Here is a 20,746-nt window from a genome sequence, read left to right as displayed (position 1 = left end):
CAAGCTCGATTCCCGCAAGGGCGCAGGCAGGGTTTACATCAGCCAACAAAGCCGCCATAATGACCAATGGAGGGGAAGCGAATGGACACTGAAAAAGCGATAGACACGCTGAGGAAACTTCCGGACGAGAGCCGGAGGCTGGTCGTGTCTCTTATAGAGCAACTGGCGGCCGCCAAGGGCGTGAGCCTGGCCGCCGATTACACGGAACCTTTGGAGAACATCGGGAAGTGGGCTACGCGGATGACCGTCGAGGGCAAGACGAAACGGACAATCGACTTCTACATGTATTACGCCAGGAAGTTCCTGGAGGCATACCCCAGGCCGACGAGGCTGGACGTCCAGGAATACCTAGCAGGCAGGCTGGGCGAGGGCGTCTCGCAGTCCGCCGTCAAGAACATGCAGAAGTCCGTGGTCAGCCTCTTCAAGTTCCTGCACGAGGAAGGCCTGTGGCCGGAGGACATCACGGAAAAGCTCAAGGGCATCAAGGTGGCCAAGACGGAAAAGTACGTTCCTCCGCTGGCCGACGTGGAGAGGGTGCTGGCCGTCAGGTGGGCACGCAAGGCGGACGCCGCCAAGATGCGCCTGCTGATAGTGCTGCTGATGGAGACCGGGCTGCGCATCACCGAGGCGGTCACCATCGAGAAAGGGAAGGTAGACCTGGAGGCGAGGACGGTGGAGGTCCTGGGCAAGGGCAACAAGGTGCGTAAGGTCCCGCTGTCGGAGCCTATCGTCGCCTACCTCACGCGATACATGGAGGACTACACATCGGAGTCGCCCTACCTGTTCCCGGGCGAGGGGAAGCTGGGGCACTGGGGGATACACAACGCGGACAAGGACCTGAAGAAGGCCTGCATCCGGGCGGGCATCGTGCCGTTCACGCCTCATGCTCTAAGGCACCTGTTCGCCACATCGGCGTTGAGGAACGGAGCCAAGCTGGAGGTCATCTCGCGGATACTCGGCCACGCCAGCGTCGGCATAACGGGGGACGTATACAGGCACGTGGACATGGGCGAGATGCAAAGGGAAGTCGACAGGTTCGGGCCGATGGCGGAGAAGTAAAGAGGAAAAGAGGCGGCCCATAAAAGAAAAAAGGCGGGAGGTCGGAAGGCCTGCCCGCCTCTCTTTTTGTGCCTTGCACGAGGCACCATTCCTAGACCAAAGACTTCTTATGTGATACAATCTGTTATCCACCAGCGTTCGGAAGGGCGTGAATATGGAGACAATTAACCTCCAAAGGGCATGGCAGATTGGTAACCCGATAGCCAGCGGTGGCTTCGGCAAGGTCTACGAGGCCAAGGCGGACGACGGCTCTCCCGCCGTCATCAAACTCGTGCCGAAGAGTCCAGGAGCCAGCCGAGAATTGCTTTTCGAGGAACTATCGGGCTTGCCAAATATCATGCCCGTCCTAGACACAGGGGAATGGAAGGAATACTACGTAATCGTGATGCCTCGCGCGGAGAAGTCGCTCCGGCAGCACCTCCAAACGTCAGGCGGAAAGCTCGGATTCGACGAGACAATAATCGTGTTGACTGACGTGGCACAGGGGCTTGCCTCGCTCAATGCCGGAGTCGTTCATCGCGACCTCAAGCCGGAGAACGTCCTCTTCTACAACAGACATTGGTGCCTGACAGACTTCGGTATTTCCCGATATGCCGAGGCGACTACCGCGCCCGATACCCACAAGTTCTCGATGACGCCGCCGTATGCTGCACCGGAGCAATGGCGCGGGGAGCGAGCGACACATGCAACGGACGTCTATGCGTTTGGTGTCATGGCCTTTGAGCTTCTACAGGGCAGGCTCCCGTTCCCAGGACCCGATTTCCGCGACCAGCACCTTCACCAAGCCCCTCCGGTCATCAACGGCGTCCCGCCTTCGTTTGCCAGCCTTGCGAACGAGTGCCTCTTCAAGGCACAGGCGGCTCGTCCCACGCCTGCGAACATCCTTATACGCCTGCAGGCCACCCGTAAACCTGCATTACCGGGCGCGGGAAAGCTCCAGGCCGTGAACAAGGCCGTTGTCGAAAAAGAGAACGCCCACCAGGCGATGGTGTCTGCCCAGCAGTCGCGGGAGGCGGCAAGGCGCGAGCTTTTCAATGCCGCCGAGCAGTCATTCGGAGTTATCCGAGAGTCGCTCAAACAACGGGTTCTTGAATCCGCACCTGCGACCACAGTCTCCGAAACACGGGGCTTGAATATGAAGCTCGGAGACGGCGCTCTAATCGTTGACCCCGTCCAGGCAGCACCAGCCGATTGCCTTAAGGCTTATGATTATGCACCCATTTTCGACGTAATCGCGTATACGGCCATAACCGCACGCAAGCCGCGCGACCATTACGATTACGAGGGGCGTGCTCATTCGCTGTGGTATTGCGACGCCCATGACGAGGGCATCTACCGATGGTACGAACTCGCCTTCATGGTTGGGGTGTTTCACGGCGAACGGGGCATACTAAACCCGTTTGCGATGCCCCCGAACGAGGGAGCCGCAGGAGCTTTCACGTCGGTCATGGGTACAGCACGCCAGATAGCATGGCAACCAGTACCATTCAACCAGGGCAACGAAGAGCAATTCTTCGAGCGCTGGCTGGCTTGTTTCGCTGGCGCGGTGGACGGTTCCATTAGCATGCCGTCCCACATGCCGGAACAATCAGGCGGAAGGTATAGGCAGGCACGCCGCCGCTCTTAGTTGTCAGCATAGGGCCTCAACTATCCTTTTCCCGACGCAACGGCGTGAATGCGACTACTGCGACTACGATGAATATTATCACGCCCACAATCAGGATTGATGTCATCCACCAACCCTTCATCCCGGCGTTCTCCAATCTGGCAAAACCCATGATGATGCCGGATATCAACACCAGAAGGCTTAACGGAAAGGCAGCGGCACCTCCCCGTGTGACAATCCATCCGATAATCCTGTTTAGCTTTTCCTGTTTGGGATTCCAGGTCATGACTACAAGCATAATCAAAAGCACCAATATTGACCAGCCAAATAGAACGGCCGCTATGCCCTTGAACACCCCGGCGTCAAAGGACACGCCACCCAAGAAGTACAAGCCCCACAGCAAGGCGACCGCCAAAAACGGGAACACCCACTTGAGCTTGGGCCAGCGAATCTTCTCCCGTTGCAGCACCAACCAGAGAAATGCGAATGGCGAGGCGATTGCCCAAAGCAACCATGAACCTCTATTAACGGGCGTGTTTGAACCTACCGTCAGTGTCGCCGTCCAGAGGGTCAAAAGTGCAGCTATGAATACGGTTTTGAGTTGGTCAGCCAACTGCCTTATTACCTCTTTCGACGTTCCGCCTTGCGGCTTGTCTGTGTCTGTCATCTTAGGCCTCACCTCCTCGAAGAACTTGGCCTTGAGTTGCGGCAAGGCGTCCCGCCATTCCTTGCGTTGCCAGTCGGCCACCTCGTACGGGATGCCCACCGACGAGAACCGCCGCCTTTCGACTTTCACGACCACGTCATCGCCGAGACGGCAATCCCCGATGCCTTTAAGCGGAATCTCAGGACCGTAATAGCACAGGCCGAAGCCCTCACGACGGCAGAGCCTCTGGAACGCGACGAAGTCGGCCTCAGGCAACACCAGGTTTTCGCTTTCCATGTTTCCCGATTATACATCCCCAGGCGAAATAGGGAAAGCCCGAAAACGCGGCACGGGAGGCGCGGGGCATACCCGGATGAGTGCCCTATTTGCCCTGGGCGCGGGAGTATAACACACCTCGCGTGAGGCGCGGGGCACCCCAATCCGCGGTACGGCGCGCGTGGGATAGCCTTACCCATGCCCTCCCCGCCTTCCGCGCGGCCTGGCCGCCAGAAAACGGCATGCCTGCGGGCGCTTAACTCGCAAGTTAACGGCTCCGCCCCGTAGCCGGGCTGGCTTCGGCCAGGATTGCAGCGGGGTATGCCCCTCCGGCCCATGCGCTGCCCATCTTTTCTGCGCGGCACGTTTGACATTCTTTCGGAGTCGAGCGCGGATTTAAGGCGAAAGCCGAGAGGATAGATATTATGTCAATTGATACAGGGCCTGATACAGGGTTGATACCCAGCTTCGATTACTAAAGATAATATACATATATGCCTCTTGCACTACCCTCATATGACCTATGCCAAGAGACACGCCATCCCTGGAAGTTCAGGGCGGAAAAGCCCGGCGATTTTCCCCGCAACAAGGTACGCAACAAGGCCGCAACCCGTAGCCGAATACTAGAGTTAATATGTACTTATGACCGATGGGAAGAGGGACGCCTTCTTTGAGAAGTAATGACCAAGAGGCCGTCATTGATACTCCATATGATACGGGATTGATACCCAGCTTCGATTACTAAAGATAATATACATATATGCCTCTTGCACTACCCTCATATGACCTATGGCCAAACACACGCCTTCTTTTAGAGGTCATTGCCGGAGAAGCGGCGGCATCCTGTAGACCTTCACCCTGCCAGTGTTGCCCTTCGGTTTCAAAAGCAGCCTGTTCCCGCCGTCATGTATTGTCCTACCAAACTTGGAAAGCCTGCCTATGGCGTCCGCCACCCTCTTCAGGGATTCTTCGTTGGGTTTATGGACGCCGTTCTCATAGTTGCACAGGCGGCTTGCCGACATCCCCGCCATCTCCGCGACCTCGGCCAGCGTGAGCCGTGCCAGCACCCTCTTAACCCTAAGTTCTTCCCCCGTCACTTCGAACCTTGACATGTATAATTTTATTATACATCTGTGGGCGGCGGCGTCAAGCCGGTTCTAGTCCGCCTTTGATTTGGAGCGTTGGTGATAGCACAGGAATCCGAAGGGAAATTGGCACTTGGGTCTACCATGTTATGCTTTATGTGTGGCTTCCCTAGAGCCTGAAAAAGGCCAGACTAAAAATTGGCGGCATCCGAAGGAGCATCGGCAAAAGAGTCCCATGCCGTACAATGGTTATGTGGGCTTAGAGCTTGAGGAAGGCTCAACCAAATCAAAGGGCATCCGAAGGGAAGGGGCACTCTTCAAGGGAAGGCGCATAATAAAGATGGCGGCGATAGGCAGAGCTGCCGAAACGGAACCCGGAAATGCCATCCGGCCTGGAACTCAAACGCCGCGCCGCCGACAAGGCGGACGGATGAGGGGCGATAGGCGCGGCGCATGGACGAGGTTCCGAAATGGAGGGTATCCGATGGACGAAAAACCGCTTTACCGGACGGGTATTCTAGACAATCCCGCCTTTCAGGGGTACGTGAGGGGGTTGCCCGAAACGCACCTCCGGCTTGTGCAACTGCCGGACGGACGTGTAATCAGCATAACGCAGACGGGCGACGAGCCTCCCGAAGTCCGCCGGATGCCACCGCAGAATAAAGACAGAAAAGGAGAAACACAAAGTGGCATTAGTCAATAGCGACTTCACGGCCGGATTGCTCACGAGCTTCCGCGCCATATTCACAGGCGCGTTCACCGAGGCCGACAAAAAGGCTGCCTGGCGTGCGCTGTGCCTGCTGGTGGACAGCACCGGCGAAAAAGAGAGCTATAATTGGCTTGAGGCCGTTCCCTCGATGAGCGAATGGAAGGACACCCGCGTCATATCCGGCATGTCCGCCAAGGGTTACGAGATAACCAATAAAAACTATGAAGGCACCATCGAAGTCGACAGGAACGTCATCGAGGATGACCGTTACGGGCTTATCGCGCCCCGCGTTCGCCAACTGGCGGTGAGATGCGCCAACCACCCGGCCAAGCTGGTTTACCAGCTTCTCAACGCCGGGTCAGGCACCAAGACCTTCGACGGCGTCAACTTCTTCAGCGACACCCGCGCCTTCGGCAAGAGCGGCAACCTGGACAACATCATCGACGGGGCCTACGCCGCCGACGGCGACAAGATACGGGCGGGGATAGCGGCGGCGGTGGAGCGCATGCGAAACTTCCGCGATGACCGCGGGGAATACCTTGACCTCGTGCCCGACACCATAGCGTGCTCGGCGGTGATGGAACTGCCGATACGCAACGCCCTGTTGCCTGCTGTTGCCGGAACCGAACGGGCGGAGGCGGAGCTTATAAAGAACATCATCGTCAGCCCTTACTTGACCAGCGGCGCGACCGCGGGTCATGACTTCTACCTGCTGGCGACCCAGAACGAGCTAAAGCCGATGCTCTTTCAGACGCGGAAGAAGCCGGAACTGGTGGCGCTGGACAGGCCAGATAGCGACGAGAACTTCATGTCCCGGCGCATCTTCTACGGCGTCGCCGGCAGATATGCCGCCGCGCTCCTCGAACCCCGTTGCGCTGTGATGGTGGACTGCTCCGACTAGGAATCAAAGGAGGCGTGCCGCCGCTAGACTCATGGCGGCGGCACCCGCCCGGTTTTTCGACATGGCCGGGCGGTATCTCCTTCAGGGGAGAGGGGACGGGTATGAGCACGCCCGCCCCCATCCCCGCAGAAAACGAAAATCGGATAGGAGAAAAGACAATGTTGTCAGAAAATAAAAACAGAAGCGTAAAAGGCGCTGGCATGCTTCAGTCATTCCTCGTCGAGGATGACGTTCATATCTTCAAATCGGCATTGGTGGTTGCCAATGCCTCTGGGTACGCCGAGCCAGCCACTAATGCGTCCGGTAAGGTACTACTCGGAGTCGCGTATGAAGAGTGCGATAACACCCTCACGGGTCACAGCCAGGGTGGCAAGTCCGTGAGAGTGTTCAAGGGCGGCACCTTCCCCTTCGCCACCGCCGACCTGGTGCAGGCGGACATCGGAATCAAATGTTATGTGACCGATGACGATACGGTAGATGACGCTGGGACTGCTACCCAAGGCATAATTGCCGGGGTGGTTGTTGAGGTGGTATTGGCCACGGAAGTCCTCGTGGACATAGCCCTCGGGGTCATGCAGGGCGAGGCAAGCGCCGCCATAAACGACGACACCTAAAGCCGGATGAAAGGCAGGGAGACGACCATGACAATATCGACACAGGACAAGGCCAGGATAGACGAAGGCGAACTACGGCTCATGCAGAAACAGGGCTGGTCTCCGGCGGAGCTGGCAATCCACTTCGACTGCCCCGTTCCGCAAGTCGAGAGGGCGCTGAGGCGGCTCGGGCTGGAGGGCCTGAAACGGCGCATCGAATCGCTGAAGGCGCGGTAACAGGCAGGCACGCGGCCCGGAAGCGGCCATGCGAACTTCCGGGCCTAAGCCTGTCCGGTAACGCGGACAGGCGGTCTCCTTTCACGGGAGGGGCCGGGCGGCAGGTCTGGCCCTTCCTCTTTTCCAGGCAGTCGCGAAAAATGGAAACGGGATGACGCAACATGGCAGACGGCAAAAGGCTGGTGAACGCCGAAGACCTGAAGGCCGGAAGAATGTCGGAAGCCGACGTCAATCTGGTCCTGGCGGACGCGCGGCGGCAACTGGACATATCTGTGGACACGGCAGGCCCGATGATGCCTGCTATGCCCACCAGGTGCTGGCAGTGGAAGGGCAGGGTGGCCAACGACGGTTACGGCGTCTTGGTGGCGCTTGCAGGCGACGCCCACCTCACCATGCCAGTCTACAACTGGGTCTGGCTGCTGGCGGGCGGCGGGTTGTCGGGGAATGGTTTCAACCTGCACCACCTCTGCCGCAACAAGCTCTGCGCCAGCCCCACCCATCTCGCCCTGGTTCTGGCGACGGCCCACCGTTACCTTCACCACATGGTTCCGGCAGGCGAATGCACAAGGGGCCACCGCTTCGACGAAGAAGCGCCCTTAATCGACGGCAAGGGCTACAGGCGCTGCCGGAAATGCGCCGAAGAGGACAGGCAAAGGTACATCGCCACCGGGGGCAGGCGCGGGAGGCTGAACCCGCGTTCCCTGAAGTAAAGGCACCTGCAACTGAAAATGACCTGCGATGCTCTCGCGACGCACCACGTCAAGGGTGGAGGCCTTCCGCGCCTCTCGTGAGGGTTATCGTGCTCCCGCCCACAATCCCAATAAGAGCCTCATTTTGGCATATTCCACACAACCCACATCGAGATTTCGGGCCTCCGCTATTGGAGGCAAGACATCTCCATAGGACTTTCCTCTCGGTTGGGCATAGGACTAATCTCCCATCCCCGTGCGTCCAGATTCTCGCCATAATTCAATATAGGTGTAAGGCCTCACCACGAAGGGAGGCGGCCTAAGGGAGAATCGGATGGACAAGCATTACGTTTACAGCGCCAGGACAACGGAGCAGGGGCTTGCCCTGCTCAACAAGACGAAGGGCGATATGAGTTGGGATGCGTTTCTAAACAACGCCGTCGCCACTCACTACGGCCTGGACATCGGCGTCATCGCGCTGCCGCCCAGCAGGTTCCTCGCAGAACGCCAGGCGGCCAAGGAGCAGAGGGCCAAAGAGAAGGCCGAGAGGGCCGCCAAGAAAGAGGCGGAAAGAACAGCGAGGGCGGAGGCCAAGAAGGTTGCCGACAAGGCGAAGGCGGAGGCGGCGAAGGTTCAGAAGGCATCCGAAAAGGCGTCGCACAAGGGCAAGGCCGTTACCGGGTCAACCCCAAAGGTCGAAAAGCTCAAGGCTAGTAAGGTCGCGGCAGTCAAAGGCGCAGGCGCGAGGGGCACGAAAAAGCCCGCTTTGGTGAGCTAGGGCGAGATTGCCGAAGCTCAAGCGGGCTGTACGGTTCTTGGTAGCGGGGGTTGGATTCGAACCAACGGCCTCCGGGTTATGAGCCCGACGAGCTACCACTGCTCTACCCCGCGTTGAGACGCAGTTTTAAGTATATGCCCTTTCATCAATGAGTGTCAAGAGTAGGGGGAGGGCGCTTTACCCCCACCCCGCCCCGGGATTCTTGGCTGCCCTTTGACCAGCTCAGGATAAACTCTCAGGATGACATTCTATTATTTTGCCTGCTGGGCAGCCTGGGCGGCCAGTTCGGCGCGTTTGCGGTGGTCGGCCAGGTAGCGGCGGGCAAAGCGGTCGCGGCCGAGAACGAGGTCGGCGGAGAGCACGGCCGGAAGCACTTTAGCGGCGTCGGCAATCAGAGCGGTGCCGCCGGCTTCGATAACCATGGCCATCCAGGCGTTGTTCAGAATCAGCCGGTCCGGCATGCCGAAGGAGATGTTGGAGGCGCCCATGGTCATGTTCAGGCCAAGCTCGGTACGAATCTGGCGCAGGGCGTTAAGCACGTCGATGGCCGCTTTGGGTTCGGCGCCGATAGCGTAAGTCATAACGTCTATAACGATATCTTCCCGGGGGACGCCCATTTTTTCACAGGCTTCTACAATCTTGTAGGTGATGGCCACGCGGCGCGCGGTGGTCTTGGGAATGCCCTCATCGTCCTGGGCGAGGCCGATAACGGCGGCGCCGTACTCTTTAATCAGGGGCAGGACGCGCTCCAGGCGGGCCTTTTCCCCGCTGATGGAGTTGACCAGCGGCTTGCCCTTATAGACCTTCAGTCCGGCGGCCAGGGCGGCGGCGTTGGGGCTATCGATACAGATAGGCACGTCCACCGCGTCCTGGATAACTTTAATAGCCTCCGGCAGGAGTTTGACATCGTCCACGCCCGGGGCATTGACGTTACAATCGAGAATAGTGGCGCCGGCGGCCACCTGCTCCAGCGCTTCCTTTTTCACGATGGAAAGGTCTCCGGTCTTAAGCGCTTCCTGCAGTTTCTTCTTGCCGGTGGGGTTGATGCGCTCGCCGATAATGACCGTGGGGCGGTCGTAGGAGATAATGACTTCCCGGGTGGGTGTAGATACTTTTGTTTCCATATTTTTTCTCCTGTTCCAGTTAATAGACTCCGTATTCAACGGCGGCTGCCATCACCGCCCGCAGATTTTCAGGGTTGCCCTCGTTCATGCCGGCCGCTCCGGTCAGGATATAGCCGCCGCCGGGGGCGCAGGTCTCGATAAGCTTACGGCAGTATTCCTTCACCTCCGCGGGAGTTTTAGTGTATAAGACCGAGGACGGGACATTGCCGGCGATGCAGGCGGTATCACCCAGGACCTTCTTCGCCCGCGCCATGTCAATATCCTCGAACGACCACAGCACCGAGCCGCGGGGCATATCTTTTATTATATCAAGTCTGGCGCCATAACGCCCCTCCGCGAAGGGATAGGGCACCAGCCCCTCCTCGACCATGCCCATGAGCACGCGCCGGTAGCTGGGCCAGTAAAAAGTCTCGAACTGCTTGGGGGACATGAAGCTCTCATCGCCCTTGTGCAGGGGCATAAAGCAGAACGGACAGCCGGAAGCATCAGCCGCGGCCACCGCGCTCTTAATCGTGTTAGGGATGACTATCTCCATGGCTTCATGCAGTCTTTCCGGCTGGCGGTACATATCCATGACCATGCCCTGCGTCCCGCGCAGCATGTCCGCCACGCTATCGAACGGGGCGCCGCCCATGCCGCCGCCGCGCAGGTTGGGAACACCGGCGGCGAGGGTAGCCATACCGATTTCCCCGACCGCCTGCTGCCACCGTCGCACCTCTTTGCCGGCCTCAATCATCGTTTTGAAAGCCTGCTCGACGTCCGGCTCCGCCATGGCCCCGTAGAACATGATGGGTATGCCCATCATGCCGTTCATCTGGGGCAGCTTGCGGAAAGGCTCCAGGGCCCCCACCACCCGCGGCAGGAGATAGCGCCACCAGAAGTCCGCCGGATTGCCGAGCAGCAGGGGGTACTCGTCCGCTTTCATGTAGTCTTTTTCCACGTACTGGTAGAGAGAAGCGTTATCCGGCAAACCGTGCCCGGGCCACTTGTGCAGACGGTGGTCAGTCATATCCAGGACCTTACCGGGGAAAACCAGGGCGGGGCCGGTATAGGTGTCCATATCAAAATCAGCCACAAACTTGAGGTAAGCCTCTTTCATCTTGGCGTAGTCATACATGATGTCTTTGAGGGTATAGCCGGCGTAAAAGGCGGGGTACATGCCGGAGGGCAACATGCAGGGCACGCGGTCCGGCTCCTCCAGCTTGACGGCCTTGATAAAGCGGGTAGCCCTGTCTTTATAGAGCTTCTCCGCCGCCTTGCTGTTAAACTTGACCTCGGGATTGAGCCAGCGCTTGAAGCGCTCCTCCCGTTTTTCCTGCCAGGTCAATTCCGCCCATTGTTTTTCCATCTTCGCAGCCCTCCCTGTTATTTTACTCCATCAAAGGAAGAGGAGAATCCGCTGAATCAACTAAAGTGAGTAGTTAGTTTACAGTGGACAGTTTTCAGTTTGGGGGGGAAAGAGGGGGAGCAACCGTTTACTGTTTGCCGTAAAACTCTCCCTTTACCCCTAATACTTGCCGTACTCTTCCGCCGCCGCCATCATGGCATGGAGATTGGCCGGATTGCATTTGCTGACGCTGGCCGCTCCAGTCAAAATATAGCCGCCGCCCTTAGCACAGGTCTCAATAAGCTTGCGGCAGGCCTCCTTAACGATTACAGGCGTGCTAGTGACCAGCAGGGAGGCCGGCACGTTGCCGGCGATACAGGCCACGCCGCCGAGGGCCTGTTTGGCTTTGGCCATATCCATAACCTCAAAGTACCAGATGACGGACGACCGCGGCATGTCTTTGATAATGTCCAGCCGCGGCTCATAATTGCCCTCGGCGAAGGGCATGGGCACCAGCCCCTCGTTAATCATACCCAGCAATACTTTCTTGAAAGTGGGCCAGTAAAACTCCTCGAACTGTTTGCCGGACATGAAGCTGTTTTCCCCTTTGTGCAGGGGCATGGAGACCACCGGGCTCAAAGACGCGTCCGCGCCCTTGACCGCCCCCTTGACGATAACGGGCACCAGGCGTTCCATGGCTTCCTTGATTTTCTCCGGCCGGCGGAACATGTCCATGACGATGCCCTGGGTGCCACGCAGGACATCGGAAAGGTTATCAAAGGGCGCGCCGGCCATGCCGCCCCCACCCAGAGAGGCAAACCCTTCCTCCAGCGCCTCGCGGCTGACGGCGCCCACGGCGTCACGCCATTTAGCTATCTCCTTCCCGGCCTCCAGCACCGTCTCGAAGGCTTTTTGCACGTCCGGCCGGGAGAAGGACATGATCCAGCCCAGGGGATTGGTGAGGACGGGGCTGAAGGGGGTGATGTATTTAAACGCCTCCAGGGCGCCGGCGGTGCGGGGCAGAAAGACCTTTTCCCAGTACTCGGTGGGGTTCTCCAGAAAGTCGTCGAACTCTTCCGGCTGCATGTAAACCCCTTCGACGAACTGGTACATGGAGGCATCGTCCGGGAGGCCGTGGCCGGGCCACTTATGCAGCTTGTGGCCTATTTTCTCCAGAACGCGGCCGGGATAGACCAGGCCGGGGCCGGAGTAGCTGTCCGGCTGGAAGTCGCGGTTGAACTTGCGCCAGGCGTCCGCCAGCTTCTGGTAATCGTACATGACCTCTTTCAGCGAATAGCCGGCGTAAACGGCCGGGTAATAGCCGGAGGGCAACATTACCGGCACGCGGTCCGGCTCTTCCAGCTTGATGACCTTGATAAAGCGCGTCACGCGCTGGCGGTAGGCCTGTTTAGCCGCCGGGCTTTTAAAGCTGACGCCGGGGGCATCCAGCCATTTCTTAAAGCGCGCTTCCCGCTTTTCCTGCCACGTCAGGTTTTCCCAGTTAGCGATGCCTTCCATGTTTCACCTCTGGTGGATAGTATATAGTTTACAGTTGACAGTTTTCAGTTGGGGAGAAGGGGGGATACTGTTTACTTATTACCGTCAACTTCTTCTTTACTCCTAGTACTTTCCGTACTCCACCGCCGCGTCCATCATGGCGTGGAGGTTTTCAATCTTGCCTTTGTCCACGCTGGCGGCCGCGGTGAGGATATAGCCGCCGCCGGGGGCGCAGTCCTCGATAAGCTTGCGGCAGCCTTCCTTGACTTCTTTGGCCGTGCCGGTAACCATAATGGAAACAGGCAGATTGCCGCAAATGCAGTTGGTCCGGCCGACCGTCTTTTTGGCCTGGGCCATGTCCATATACTCGAAGTACCAGATGAGAGAGCCCCTGGGCATGTCCTGGATAACATCCAGGCGGGGGATATAGTTGCCCTCGGCGAAGGGCATGGGGATAAGGCCTTCCTCGATAATGCCCAGCAGGACTTTCTTGAAGGTAGGCCAGTAGAAAGTCTCGAACTGCTTGGGGGACATGAAGCCTTTTTCCCCTTTGTGCAGGGGCATCATGATGATGGGGGAGATAGAGTGCTCGGCGGACTTTACCGCCTCCTCGATGACGATGGGCGTTATCCGCTCCATAGCTTCTTGGATTTTATCCGGCTGACGGAAAATATCCATGAAAATGCCCTGGGTGCCGCGGAGCATGTCCGTGAGCATATCGAACGGGGCGCCGGAGAAACCACCGCTGCTGAAACCGGGATAGCCCAGCGATAGCGCGGTGCGGCTGACCTCGCCGACCATTTTCATCCACTTGTTCATCTCCTCGCCAGCGGCCCAGACTTTCTTGAACATGTCCTGCATTTCCGGGGTGGAGAGGGCCGGTATGGTGCCGATGGGCAGGCCGATCATCGGGTTGAGGTGGAGAAAGTTTTTCAGCGGGGCGAAGATGCCGGCCTGGCGGGGCATGAAAACCCGCAGCCAGAAATCGGACGGGTCCTGAATCAGGTGCTCGTATTCGTCTTTTTTCATGTATTCGCCTTCCACGAACTGGTAAGAAGGCACATCGTCGGCGATGCCGTGGCCCGGCCACTTGTGCAGCTTGTGGTCCATGATTTCCAGCGCCTTGGCCGGCAGCACCAGGCCGGGGCCGCCGTAGCTGTCCATATCCCCGAAGTCATACATGAACTTCAGCCAGGCGTCACGCTGTTTTTCATAGTCGTACATCACGGTCTTGAGGTCGTACCCGGCATAGTAGGCGGGGAAATAGCCCACCGGCAGGTTGCAGGGAACGCGGTCCGCCTCTTCCATGTTGATGGCTTTAATGAAGCGGCCGACCCTGGTCTTGTACAGCTTTTCCGCTTCCTTGTCCTTGAATTTAACGCCGGGCGCGTCCAGCCAGCGTTTGAACCTCAGTTCTCTTTTCTGGTCCGGGGTCAGTTCTTTCCAGTTAGCGATACCTTCCATGATTATCCTCCTGATAAACGAGATTAGATTTTTGGGCAACGCGTGACACTGCCGCGACTCCCGGTGCGCGGGGGTATAAAAGAGGTCTCACCGGGACGGCAGGTAATGACGGCTTTATTTAGTTCTTAGTACTTGCCATACTCCTTGGCCGCGTCCATCATGGCGTGCAGGTTTTCCGGCTTGGCCATATCAAAAGTGGCGCCGCCGGTAAGGATATAGCCGCCGCCGGGGGCGCAGGTCTCGATAAGCTTGCGGCAGGCTTCCTTCATGTCTTTGGCGGTACCGGTGTAAGCGATGGAAACCGGCACGTTGCCGGCGATACAGGACACCCTGCCGACCGTTTTCTTGGCGTTAGCCATGTTGGTCTGGTCGAACATCCAGCAGACGGCGGACTTGGGCATATCGGAAATAACTTCCAGGCGGCGGTTGTAAGCGCCTTCCGCCACCGGGTAAGGCACCAGGCCTTCCTCCACCATACCCAGGAGCAGGCGGCGGAAGGTGGGCCAGTAGAACACCTCGAACTGCTTGTCGGACATGAAGGTGTCATCGCCCTTGTGCAGGGGCATCATGACCACCGGGCAATCGGCGGCGTCACACATGGCGATAGCGCCGGAGACCAGCTGTGGCAGGACGAACTCCATCGCCTCGTGTATCTTGTCCGGCTGGCGGAACATGTCCATGACGATGCCCTGGGTGCCGCGCAGGCTGTCCGCGAAAACGTCAAAGGGGGCGACGGCCATGCCGCCGCGGAACATGGGGAAACCCCGGGCGGCGGCCGCGGCGGTGGTCTCAGCGGTGGCTTTGCCGAAGGCGGGGAGGTACTGGCTGGCCTCCTGAATAGCCTTGAAAAGCTTCTGGAAGCGGGGGTCCAGGCACATGGCCATCAGGCGGTTGGGCAGGCCCTGGTACGAGGAAAAAGACGGGACGTCCGCAAAAGGCTCGAAGACGCCCATGGTGCGGGGCAAAAGCTTGCGCAGCTGGAAATCAAAGGGGTCTTTCATAAAAAGGTCGTACTCGTCCGCTTTCATGTAAACGCCCTCGACGTACTGGTAGGAATGGGCGTTATCCGGCAGGCCGTGACCGGGCCATTTCTGCGTCTTGGCGTCCATGATGTCATTGACCTGGGCCTGGAAGAAAAGGGTGCCGTCAAACGAGTCCGATTCATATTCGTCCACGAACTTGAGCCAGACCTTTTTCATCAGCTCCGGGTTATACATCACCTCTTTAAGGTTGACGCCGGCGTTCTTGGCCGGGAACCAGCCGGTGGGCAGCATGCAGGGTACGCGGTCCGGCAGCTCCATTTTAGCGGCTTTGGCCAGGCGGGCGGCGCGGGCTTTAAAGGTCCGTTCCGCTTCCTTGCTATCGAATTTCACGCCCGGCGCGCTCATCCAGTAATTCAGGCGCAGGTCCCGTTTCTGCTGCCAGGTAAGGTCTTTCCAATTATCCGGTCTGGTAAACACTTGCTGCCTCCAATTTTTGTTTTTTCTATTTGCGGTGTCATTGCGAGGAGCGAAGCGACGCGCCTGCACGCTGAAGTATGTTACGGCACGCAAGCGCGGCAATCCCTATCTATCGTTCAAGCCGGTTGTTGAGAATGCCGTCGGGGCTAGCAATGACAATTTAATTTACTTTTTATACACTCCATACTCCTTGGCCGCGTCCATCATGGCCTGGAGGTTTTCTATCTTGCCGGTATCGATGCTGGCGCCGCCGGCCAGGATGAACCCGCCGCCCGGGGCGCAGTCCTCGATAAGCTTTTTACAGCAGTCTTTCACCTGCGGGACGGAGCCTTTAATGACTACGGAGGTGGGCACGTTGCCGGCGATGCAGCAGACGTCCCCCAGAATGCGTTTGGCTTCCTTCATATCCGTCTGGTCGAAGTACCAGACCACGCCGCTGGGAGGGGTATCCGTAATCTGCTTGAGGCGGTTGTTATAGCGTCCCTCGGCGAAGGGCATGGGCACCAGTCCCTCGTCCACCATGGCCAGGAGCAGCCGGCGGTAGGTCGGCCAGTAAAACTCGGCGAACTGCTTATCGGACATAAAGGAATCGTCGCCTTTGTGCAGGGGCATGATGCAGACGGGGCTGGAGGTCATCGGGAAATTTTTAATGGTGGTCTCGATGGTCATGTTCAGGTAATATTCCATAGCCTGGTGCAGTTTCTTGGGCTGGCGGAACATGTCCCGGGCGATGCCCTGCGTGCCGCGCAGCGCGTCCGCAAAATGGTCGAAGGGCGCGCCGGCCATAATGCCGCCGCCGAACAGGGAAGGATAGCCCAGTTCTTTAATATAATTACTGATTTCCAGGTTGGCTTTCATCCATTTATTCTGCTCATCCGTCAAGTTCATCAGGGTCTGGAAAATATGGCGTATCTCCGGGTCCGCCATAACGGACACCCAGCTCGTGCCCATGAGGGCGCGGAAGGGCGGCAGGCGTTTGAAAGCATCGAAGAAGGGGGAGGTGCGGGGCAGCATCACCCGCAGGTTATAATCGGACGGGTCCAGCATATAGCGGTCGTACTCATCGGCCATCATGTACTCGCCTTCGACGAACTGGTTCATGGTGGCGTCTTCCGGCAGGCCCAGGCCGGGCAGTTTCTGGAGCTTGGAGGGGATGGCGGCCGCTATCTTGCCGGAAGGCACCAGGGCGGGGCCGTTGAAGGTATCCATATCCCCGAAGGCCTTAAGGTATTTCTTCCAGATTTCCGTCCCTTTATCATAGTCATACATCAGGGTGCGGAAGCTCTCCCCGGCCCAGTAGGCGGGGAAATTGCCGGTGGGGAGCATTACCGGCACGCGGTCCGGCTCTTCCAGCTTGATGGCCTTGATGAAGCGGGTCGCGCGCGCCTTGTAAAGCTGTTCCGCTTCCTTGCTGACGAATTTTACATCCGGCGGGTTGAGCCACCGCTTAAAGCGCTCCTCCCGTTTTTCCTGCCAGGTCATGTCTTCCCATTTTTTAGTTTCCGCCACGGTCAAATCCTCCTTCTTAATAGCGCTGCAATAAAATGACCAACAACCAGGAGACAGACGGTTAATATCTTTTTGTATCTGCATGACCGGACGCATGTTTGTCCGGTCTTTTTTTCCGGTTATTGGTCTTTAAATAGACTTTAACAGTGTAATGTCCCGGTTTCCCCCCTAATAATATCCGTATTCTTCGGCGGCTTCTACGATGGCGTGCAGATTGGCCGGGTTGCATTTATCAATACCGGAGCCGAGCGACAGGATATAGCCGCCGCCCTGGCCGCAGTACTCAATCAGCTTGCGGCAGTACTCTTTAATGGCGGGGGGCTGCTGGGTATAAAGCTGCGCCGCGGTAACGTTGCCGGAGATGCAGGCGGCATTGCCCAGGATATCCTTGGCCTTGAACATATCCGTTTTTTCCATCGTCCAGACGCAGCAGGTGCGCGGCAGCTCGCTGATAATCTTGAGGCGCTGCTCGTTATAGCTGCCGTCGATGACCATCATCGGCACCAGGCCAGCATCGACCACGCCCAGGAGAAGCTTGCGGAAGGTGGGCCAGTAGAACTTCTCGAACTGCTTGACGGACATAAAGCTGTCATCGCCCTTGTGCATGGGGACGAAGACGATGGGACTGCGGGACATGGCGGCCATGTTTACCGTGGACTTGATGCTGTGCTCCGCGATAACTTCCAGCGATTCCAGCAGCTTTTCCGGCTGGCGGTACATGTCCATGACCGAGCCGTGGGTGCCGCGCAGCATATCCGCCACGGTATCGAACGGGGCCAGCATGACGCCGCCCGCCAGCGGCGGGTAGCCGGACTCGATGGAGAGCCGGGCGCATTTCCCCATTACCTCGTTGAATTTGGCCTGCTCCGCCGCGGCCGCCTGGATTTTCTTGAACATCTGCCGGAACTCCGGGTCCAGGCACAGGGCCATGAGCTGGTTGGGCAGGCCCTGGTAGGAGGTGAGGGGAGGCAATTTGGCCAGGGGCGCGAAAGCGCTCCAGGTGCGGGGGGTAAAGAACCGCGTCCCGAAGTCGAACTGGTCTTTCATAAAAAGGTCGTATTCGTCCGCCTGCATGTAGTCCTTTTCCACGAAGTTCTGGAGGGAGGCGTTGTCCGGCAGGCCGCCGCCCGGCCACTTGGTTATCTGGTTGCCGAGCAGCTCGTAGACCCGGGCGGGGAAAAAGCCGGGGGTATCATTGGAGTCCTGGTCAAACTCCGTGATGAACTTCTCCCAGGCGGGGTAAATCTTGGAGTAATCATACAGGACGTCTTTAAGAGTATAGCCGGCGTTGTAGGCGACGAAAGAGTTGGCGGCGATATGCACCGGAACGCGGTCCGGGATTTCCATTTTGATAGCTTTAATCATCCGGGTGGCGCGGACTTTATATTTTTTAGCCGCTTCCGGGTTTTTAAACTTGACATCGGCGGCGGAAAGCCATCGGCTGAAGCGCTGCTCGCGTTTTTCCTGCCAGGTCATCTCCGACCATTCTTTTTCCATGTCAATCCTTCCAGAGACAACCGCTTAATAAGCGGCAGTGCCGCCAGCCGGGAGAAAGGATGATAGGCGAGCACTGCCAGCTAATCAGCCGTGCTTATTATTTATAAACGCCGTATTCTCTGACCGCGGCCATCATGGCCCGCAGGTTTTCCGGGTTGCCCTCATCGACGTTGGCGCCGCCGGCGAGCACGTAGCCGCCGCCCGGGGCGCAGCCTTCAATGAGTTTCCGGCAGTGTTCCTTAACCTGCTGCGGGGTGCCCGTCATTATCATGGAGGTGGGCACGTTGCCGACAATACAGCATCTATCGCCGATTTTCTTCTTCGCTTCAAAGATATCCGTCTGGTCGAAGTACCAGGCTACCGAGCCCTTGGGAAAATCGCCGATGATATCGAGTCGCTTATTGTAGCTTCCCTCGGCGAAGAGCATGGGGAAAACGCCTTCATTGACCAGCGCCATGACCACCTTTCTGAAGGTAGGCCAGTAGAAGGTCTCGTACTGCTTGACGGACATGAAAGTATCCGCGCCCTTGTGGAGCGGCATGATGATAACGGGCGCCGCGGCATTGGCCACCGAGGCGAGCGCTCCTTCCACGGCGATGGGCACTATCCTTTCCATGGCTTCATGGACTTTCTGCGGCCGCTGGAACATGTCCATCATAATGCCCTGCGTGCCGCGCAGGGTATCTCCCAGCGTATCAAAGGGGGCTTTGGCCAGGCCGCTCATCACGCCGGGGAACCCCAGGGACAGGGACTGCCCCGCCACCTCACCCACCACGGCTATCCACTTGAGGCTTTCATTGCCGGCCTGCATTAATGCGTTGAAGCCGGCCTGCACCTCCGGGTTGCCGAAGGGCAGGAAAGACTGGGTGGCTATTTCCTCAAAGCCGGTCAGTGGCGGGAGCTGGGTAAAGGCCTTAAGCGCGCCGAAGACCCGCGGCATATAGGTGCGCAGCCAGAAATCAGAGGGGTCTCTAATCAGGGCATCGTACTCACCGGGCTTCATCCATTCGCCTTCCACCGCCTGGTAGGAAAGCGTGGTCTTGGCCAGGCCGTGGCCGGGCCACTTGTACAGTTTGTAGTCCACGGCATCCAGCGAGCGGCCGGGCGGCACGAGGGCGGGGGGAACGTAGGTATCCCCGTCGAAGTCGTGCAGCGTCTTGAGCCAGGCGCGTTTCATCTCGTCATAGTCATACATGACCGTGCCGAGATTGGTGCCGGCGTAAGCGGCCGCGTAAAAGCCGGTGGGGAGGATACAGGGAACCCGGTCCGGCTTTTGCAGGGAAAACGCCTTGATGAACCTGGTGACCCGCTCTTTATAGAGCTTTTCAGCTTGCGGGGTGGCAAAGGTGACACCCGGCGGAGAAAGCCACCGCTTAAAGCGTTCCTGGCGCTTTTCTTCCGGAGATAACTCCGCCCATGTCTTTTCCATGGTTATTTCGTACCGATCCACTTCTGGGACAGGGTGACTGCCGCCATGGCGTCTTTACCGAAGGCATCGGCTTTGGCGTACTTGCGGACCTCATCGTCCATCTGGCCGCCGCCGATCATGATTTTGATGTCCTTGCGCAGGCCGGCTTTTTCCAGCGCCTCTACCGTTTCTTTCATGGCGTCAAAGGCGGGGGTAAGGAAGCCGCTCAGGCCGAGGACCGGCGCTTTGGTGTCTTTCATGGCTTTGACGAACTTTTCCACCGGCACGTCAACGCCGAGGTTGGTGACCTCGAAGCCGTTGACATCCAGCATGAAGTCGACGATGTTCAGGCCGATATCGTGAATATCGCCGGCGACGGTGCCGATGACGACCTTGCCGATTTTCTTGACCTGGACTCCGGACCCGGTGAGGTGGGGTTTAACGATATTGGTAACCTGGGCGAGCAGCTCGCCGGAAAAGACGAGCTCGGGGAGGAAATATTCGCCGCCGGCAAAGCGCTTGCCGACTATTTCCATACCCTTCCGGGCATCTTCCAGGATTTTCAGAGGGTCTTCTTTAGCATCAAGCCGCTGCTTGACGAGCTTCAGGACCTCATCCTCCTTAAGATCCGCCAACAAATTCACAAAATCTTCGGACATACCTTCATCCTCCTTAAGTTTTTTTGGTATACCTGAAATTCTAACAGTCTGCCTGATTCAATTTCAAGTGCAAACATTCATGGCGAGTATATCAATGCCATAAAAAAAAGTCAAATGTTACACTTTGTATATTATTTATTTAATAAACTTATAGAATCCTCCTGATACCATCCTTATTTTACGCCCGCGGATTTTATACAGCATCGGACTTTTCCGCTAAAA

General features: G+C 57.9%; 19 protein-coding genes and 1 tRNA gene. 8 read left to right on the top strand and 12 right to left on the bottom strand.

Annotated features, from left to right (window positions below):
- Window positions 1-81: 81 nt before the first annotated feature.
- Together WC370_01905 and WC370_01900 are read left to right on the top strand one after the other, a co-directional pair.
- On the top strand, window positions 82-1,059 hold the full coding sequence (locus tag WC370_01905; GenBank protein MFA5308223.1) for a tyrosine-type recombinase/integrase: 978 nt from the start codon (window positions 82-84) through the stop codon (window positions 1,057-1,059).
- Window positions 1,060-1,213: 154 nt separating this feature from the next.
- Complete coding sequence (locus WC370_01900; protein MFA5308222.1) at window positions 1,214-2,686, top strand: serine/threonine-protein kinase; 1,473 nt, start codon at window positions 1,214-1,216, stop codon at window positions 2,684-2,686.
- A 16-nt stretch (window positions 2,687-2,702) separates the two neighbouring features.
- Here WC370_01900 and WC370_01895 read toward each other — a convergent pair whose 3' ends face one another.
- Both WC370_01895 and WC370_01890 read right to left on the bottom strand, forming a co-directional pair.
- Window positions 2,703-3,608, bottom strand: coding sequence for a hypothetical protein (locus WC370_01895; protein MFA5308221.1), 906 nt, complete (start codon window positions 3,606-3,608; stop codon window positions 2,703-2,705).
- A gap of 797 nt (window positions 3,609-4,405) precedes the next feature.
- On the bottom strand, window positions 4,406-4,699 hold the full coding sequence (locus WC370_01890) for a helix-turn-helix transcriptional regulator (GenBank protein ID MFA5308220.1): 294 nt from the start codon (window positions 4,697-4,699) through the stop codon (window positions 4,406-4,408).
- A 457-nt stretch (window positions 4,700-5,156) separates the two neighbouring features.
- On the opposite strand from WC370_01890, the gene WC370_01885 reads away from it, so the two are divergent.
- The 6 genes from WC370_01885 to WC370_01860 all read left to right on the top strand — a co-directional run bounded on the left by WC370_01885 (window position 5,157) and on the right by WC370_01860 (window position 8,579).
- Window positions 5,157-5,375 (top strand): hypothetical protein, encoded by a 219-nt coding sequence (locus tag WC370_01885; protein MFA5308219.1) that lies wholly within the window; start codon window positions 5,157-5,159, stop codon window positions 5,373-5,375.
- A 16-nt stretch (window positions 5,376-5,391) separates the two neighbouring features.
- On the top strand, window positions 5,392-6,282 hold the full coding sequence (locus WC370_01880; protein ID MFA5308218.1) for a Mu-like prophage major head subunit gpT family protein: 891 nt from the start codon (window positions 5,392-5,394) through the stop codon (window positions 6,280-6,282).
- Between the two features lie 377 nt (window positions 6,283-6,659).
- Window positions 6,660-6,896, top strand: coding sequence for a hypothetical protein (locus WC370_01875; GenBank protein MFA5308217.1), 237 nt, complete (start codon window positions 6,660-6,662; stop codon window positions 6,894-6,896).
- Between the two features lie 27 nt (window positions 6,897-6,923).
- Window positions 6,924-7,112: a hypothetical protein gene (locus tag WC370_01870; GenBank protein MFA5308216.1), complete on the top strand. Its 189-nt coding sequence runs from the start codon at window positions 6,924-6,926 to the stop codon at window positions 7,110-7,112.
- A 290-nt stretch (window positions 7,113-7,402) separates the two neighbouring features.
- Window positions 7,403-7,822: a hypothetical protein gene (locus WC370_01865; protein ID MFA5308215.1), complete on the top strand. Its 420-nt coding sequence runs from the start codon at window positions 7,403-7,405 to the stop codon at window positions 7,820-7,822.
- Between the two features lie 313 nt (window positions 7,823-8,135).
- Window positions 8,136-8,579 carry a hypothetical protein gene (locus tag WC370_01860; GenBank protein ID MFA5308214.1) on the top strand — a complete coding sequence of 148 codons (444 nt, stop codon included), beginning with the start codon at window positions 8,136-8,138 and terminating at the stop codon, window positions 8,577-8,579.
- 38 nt (window positions 8,580-8,617) lie between these two features.
- Here the strand turns inward: WC370_01860 and WC370_01855 are convergent.
- The 10 genes from WC370_01855 to WC370_01810 all read right to left on the bottom strand — a co-directional run bounded on the left by WC370_01855 (window position 8,618) and on the right by WC370_01810 (window position 20,524).
- Window positions 8,618-8,692: transfer RNA gene (locus WC370_01855), tRNA-Met, on the bottom strand.
- Between the two features lie 138 nt (window positions 8,693-8,830).
- On the bottom strand, window positions 8,831-9,703 hold the full coding sequence (locus tag WC370_01850) for a dihydropteroate synthase (GenBank protein MFA5308213.1): 873 nt from the start codon (window positions 9,701-9,703) through the stop codon (window positions 8,831-8,833).
- 19 nt (window positions 9,704-9,722) lie between these two features.
- Window positions 9,723-11,051, bottom strand: a complete 1,329-nt coding sequence (locus WC370_01845) for a uroporphyrinogen decarboxylase family protein (GenBank protein MFA5308212.1) — start codon at window positions 11,049-11,051, stop codon at window positions 9,723-9,725.
- A gap of 159 nt (window positions 11,052-11,210) precedes the next feature.
- Window positions 11,211-12,548, bottom strand: coding sequence for a uroporphyrinogen decarboxylase family protein (locus WC370_01840; GenBank protein ID MFA5308211.1), 1,338 nt, complete (start codon window positions 12,546-12,548; stop codon window positions 11,211-11,213).
- A gap of 102 nt (window positions 12,549-12,650) precedes the next feature.
- Window positions 12,651-13,991, bottom strand: a complete 1,341-nt coding sequence (locus tag WC370_01835) for a uroporphyrinogen decarboxylase family protein (GenBank protein MFA5308210.1) — start codon at window positions 13,989-13,991, stop codon at window positions 12,651-12,653.
- Between the two features lie 125 nt (window positions 13,992-14,116).
- Window positions 14,117-15,451 carry a uroporphyrinogen decarboxylase family protein gene (locus tag WC370_01830; GenBank protein ID MFA5308209.1) on the bottom strand — a complete coding sequence of 445 codons (1,335 nt, stop codon included), beginning with the start codon at window positions 15,449-15,451 and terminating at the stop codon, window positions 14,117-14,119.
- A 165-nt stretch (window positions 15,452-15,616) separates the two neighbouring features.
- On the bottom strand, window positions 15,617-16,960 hold the full coding sequence (locus tag WC370_01825; protein MFA5308208.1) for a uroporphyrinogen decarboxylase family protein: 1,344 nt from the start codon (window positions 16,958-16,960) through the stop codon (window positions 15,617-15,619).
- Window positions 16,961-17,128: 168 nt separating this feature from the next.
- Entirely contained in the window at window positions 17,129-18,457 is a 1,329-nt protein-coding gene (locus WC370_01820; protein MFA5308207.1) for a uroporphyrinogen decarboxylase family protein, read from the bottom strand.
- A gap of 97 nt (window positions 18,458-18,554) precedes the next feature.
- Window positions 18,555-19,886, bottom strand: coding sequence for a uroporphyrinogen decarboxylase family protein (locus WC370_01815; protein MFA5308206.1), 1,332 nt, complete (start codon window positions 19,884-19,886; stop codon window positions 18,555-18,557).
- A 2-nt stretch (window positions 19,887-19,888) separates the two neighbouring features.
- Window positions 19,889-20,524, bottom strand: a complete 636-nt coding sequence (locus WC370_01810) for a cobalamin-dependent protein (protein ID MFA5308205.1) — start codon at window positions 20,522-20,524, stop codon at window positions 19,889-19,891.
- Window positions 20,525-20,746 lie beyond the last annotated feature (222 nt).

It is taken from the genome of Dehalococcoidales bacterium, from assembly GCA_041652735.1.
In the GTDB taxonomy this organism is placed as follows: domain Bacteria; phylum Chloroflexota; class Dehalococcoidia; order Dehalococcoidales; family RBG-16-60-22; genus RBG-13-51-18.
The sequence above is the reverse complement of the archived record's forward strand: the minus strand, read 5'-3'. Positions and strand labels throughout refer to the sequence as shown.

Bases quoted from the DNA above. Each gene is read 5' to 3' on its own strand.
- WC370_01885 (MFA5308219.1), top strand. From the start codon at position 5,157: ATGGACGAAAAACCGCTTTACCGGACGGGTATTCTAGACAATCCCGCC.
- WC370_01890 (MFA5308220.1), bottom strand. From the start codon at position 4,699: ATGTCAAGGTTCGAAGTGACGGGGGAAGAACTTAGGGTTAAGAGGGTG.
- WC370_01850 (MFA5308213.1), bottom strand. From the start codon at position 9,703: ATGGAAACAAAAGTATCTACACCCACCCGGGAAGTCATTATCTCCTAC.
- WC370_01870 (MFA5308216.1), top strand. From the start codon at position 6,924: ATGACAATATCGACACAGGACAAGGCCAGGATAGACGAAGGCGAACTA.
- WC370_01835 (MFA5308210.1), bottom strand. From the start codon at position 13,991: ATGGAAGGTATCGCTAACTGGAAAGAACTGACCCCGGACCAGAAAAGA.
- WC370_01810 (MFA5308205.1), bottom strand. From the start codon at position 20,524: ATGTCCGAAGATTTTGTGAATTTGTTGGCGGATCTTAAGGAGGATGAG.
- WC370_01820 (MFA5308207.1), bottom strand. From the start codon at position 18,457: ATGGAAAAAGAATGGTCGGAGATGACCTGGCAGGAAAAACGCGAGCAG.
- WC370_01900 (MFA5308222.1), top strand. From the start codon at position 1,214: ATGGAGACAATTAACCTCCAAAGGGCATGGCAGATTGGTAACCCGATA.
- WC370_01815 (MFA5308206.1), bottom strand. From the start codon at position 19,886: ATGGAAAAGACATGGGCGGAGTTATCTCCGGAAGAAAAGCGCCAGGAA.
- WC370_01860 (MFA5308214.1), top strand. From the start codon at position 8,136: ATGGACAAGCATTACGTTTACAGCGCCAGGACAACGGAGCAGGGGCTT.
- WC370_01845 (MFA5308212.1), bottom strand. From the start codon at position 11,051: ATGGAAAAACAATGGGCGGAATTGACCTGGCAGGAAAAACGGGAGGAG.
- WC370_01895 (MFA5308221.1), bottom strand. From the start codon at position 3,608: ATGGAAAGCGAAAACCTGGTGTTGCCTGAGGCCGACTTCGTCGCGTTC.
- WC370_01840 (MFA5308211.1), bottom strand. From the start codon at position 12,548: ATGGAAGGCATCGCTAACTGGGAAAACCTGACGTGGCAGGAAAAGCGG.
- WC370_01905 (MFA5308223.1), top strand. From the start codon at position 82: ATGGACACTGAAAAAGCGATAGACACGCTGAGGAAACTTCCGGACGAG.
- WC370_01865 (MFA5308215.1), top strand. From the start codon at position 7,403: ATGATGCCTGCTATGCCCACCAGGTGCTGGCAGTGGAAGGGCAGGGTG.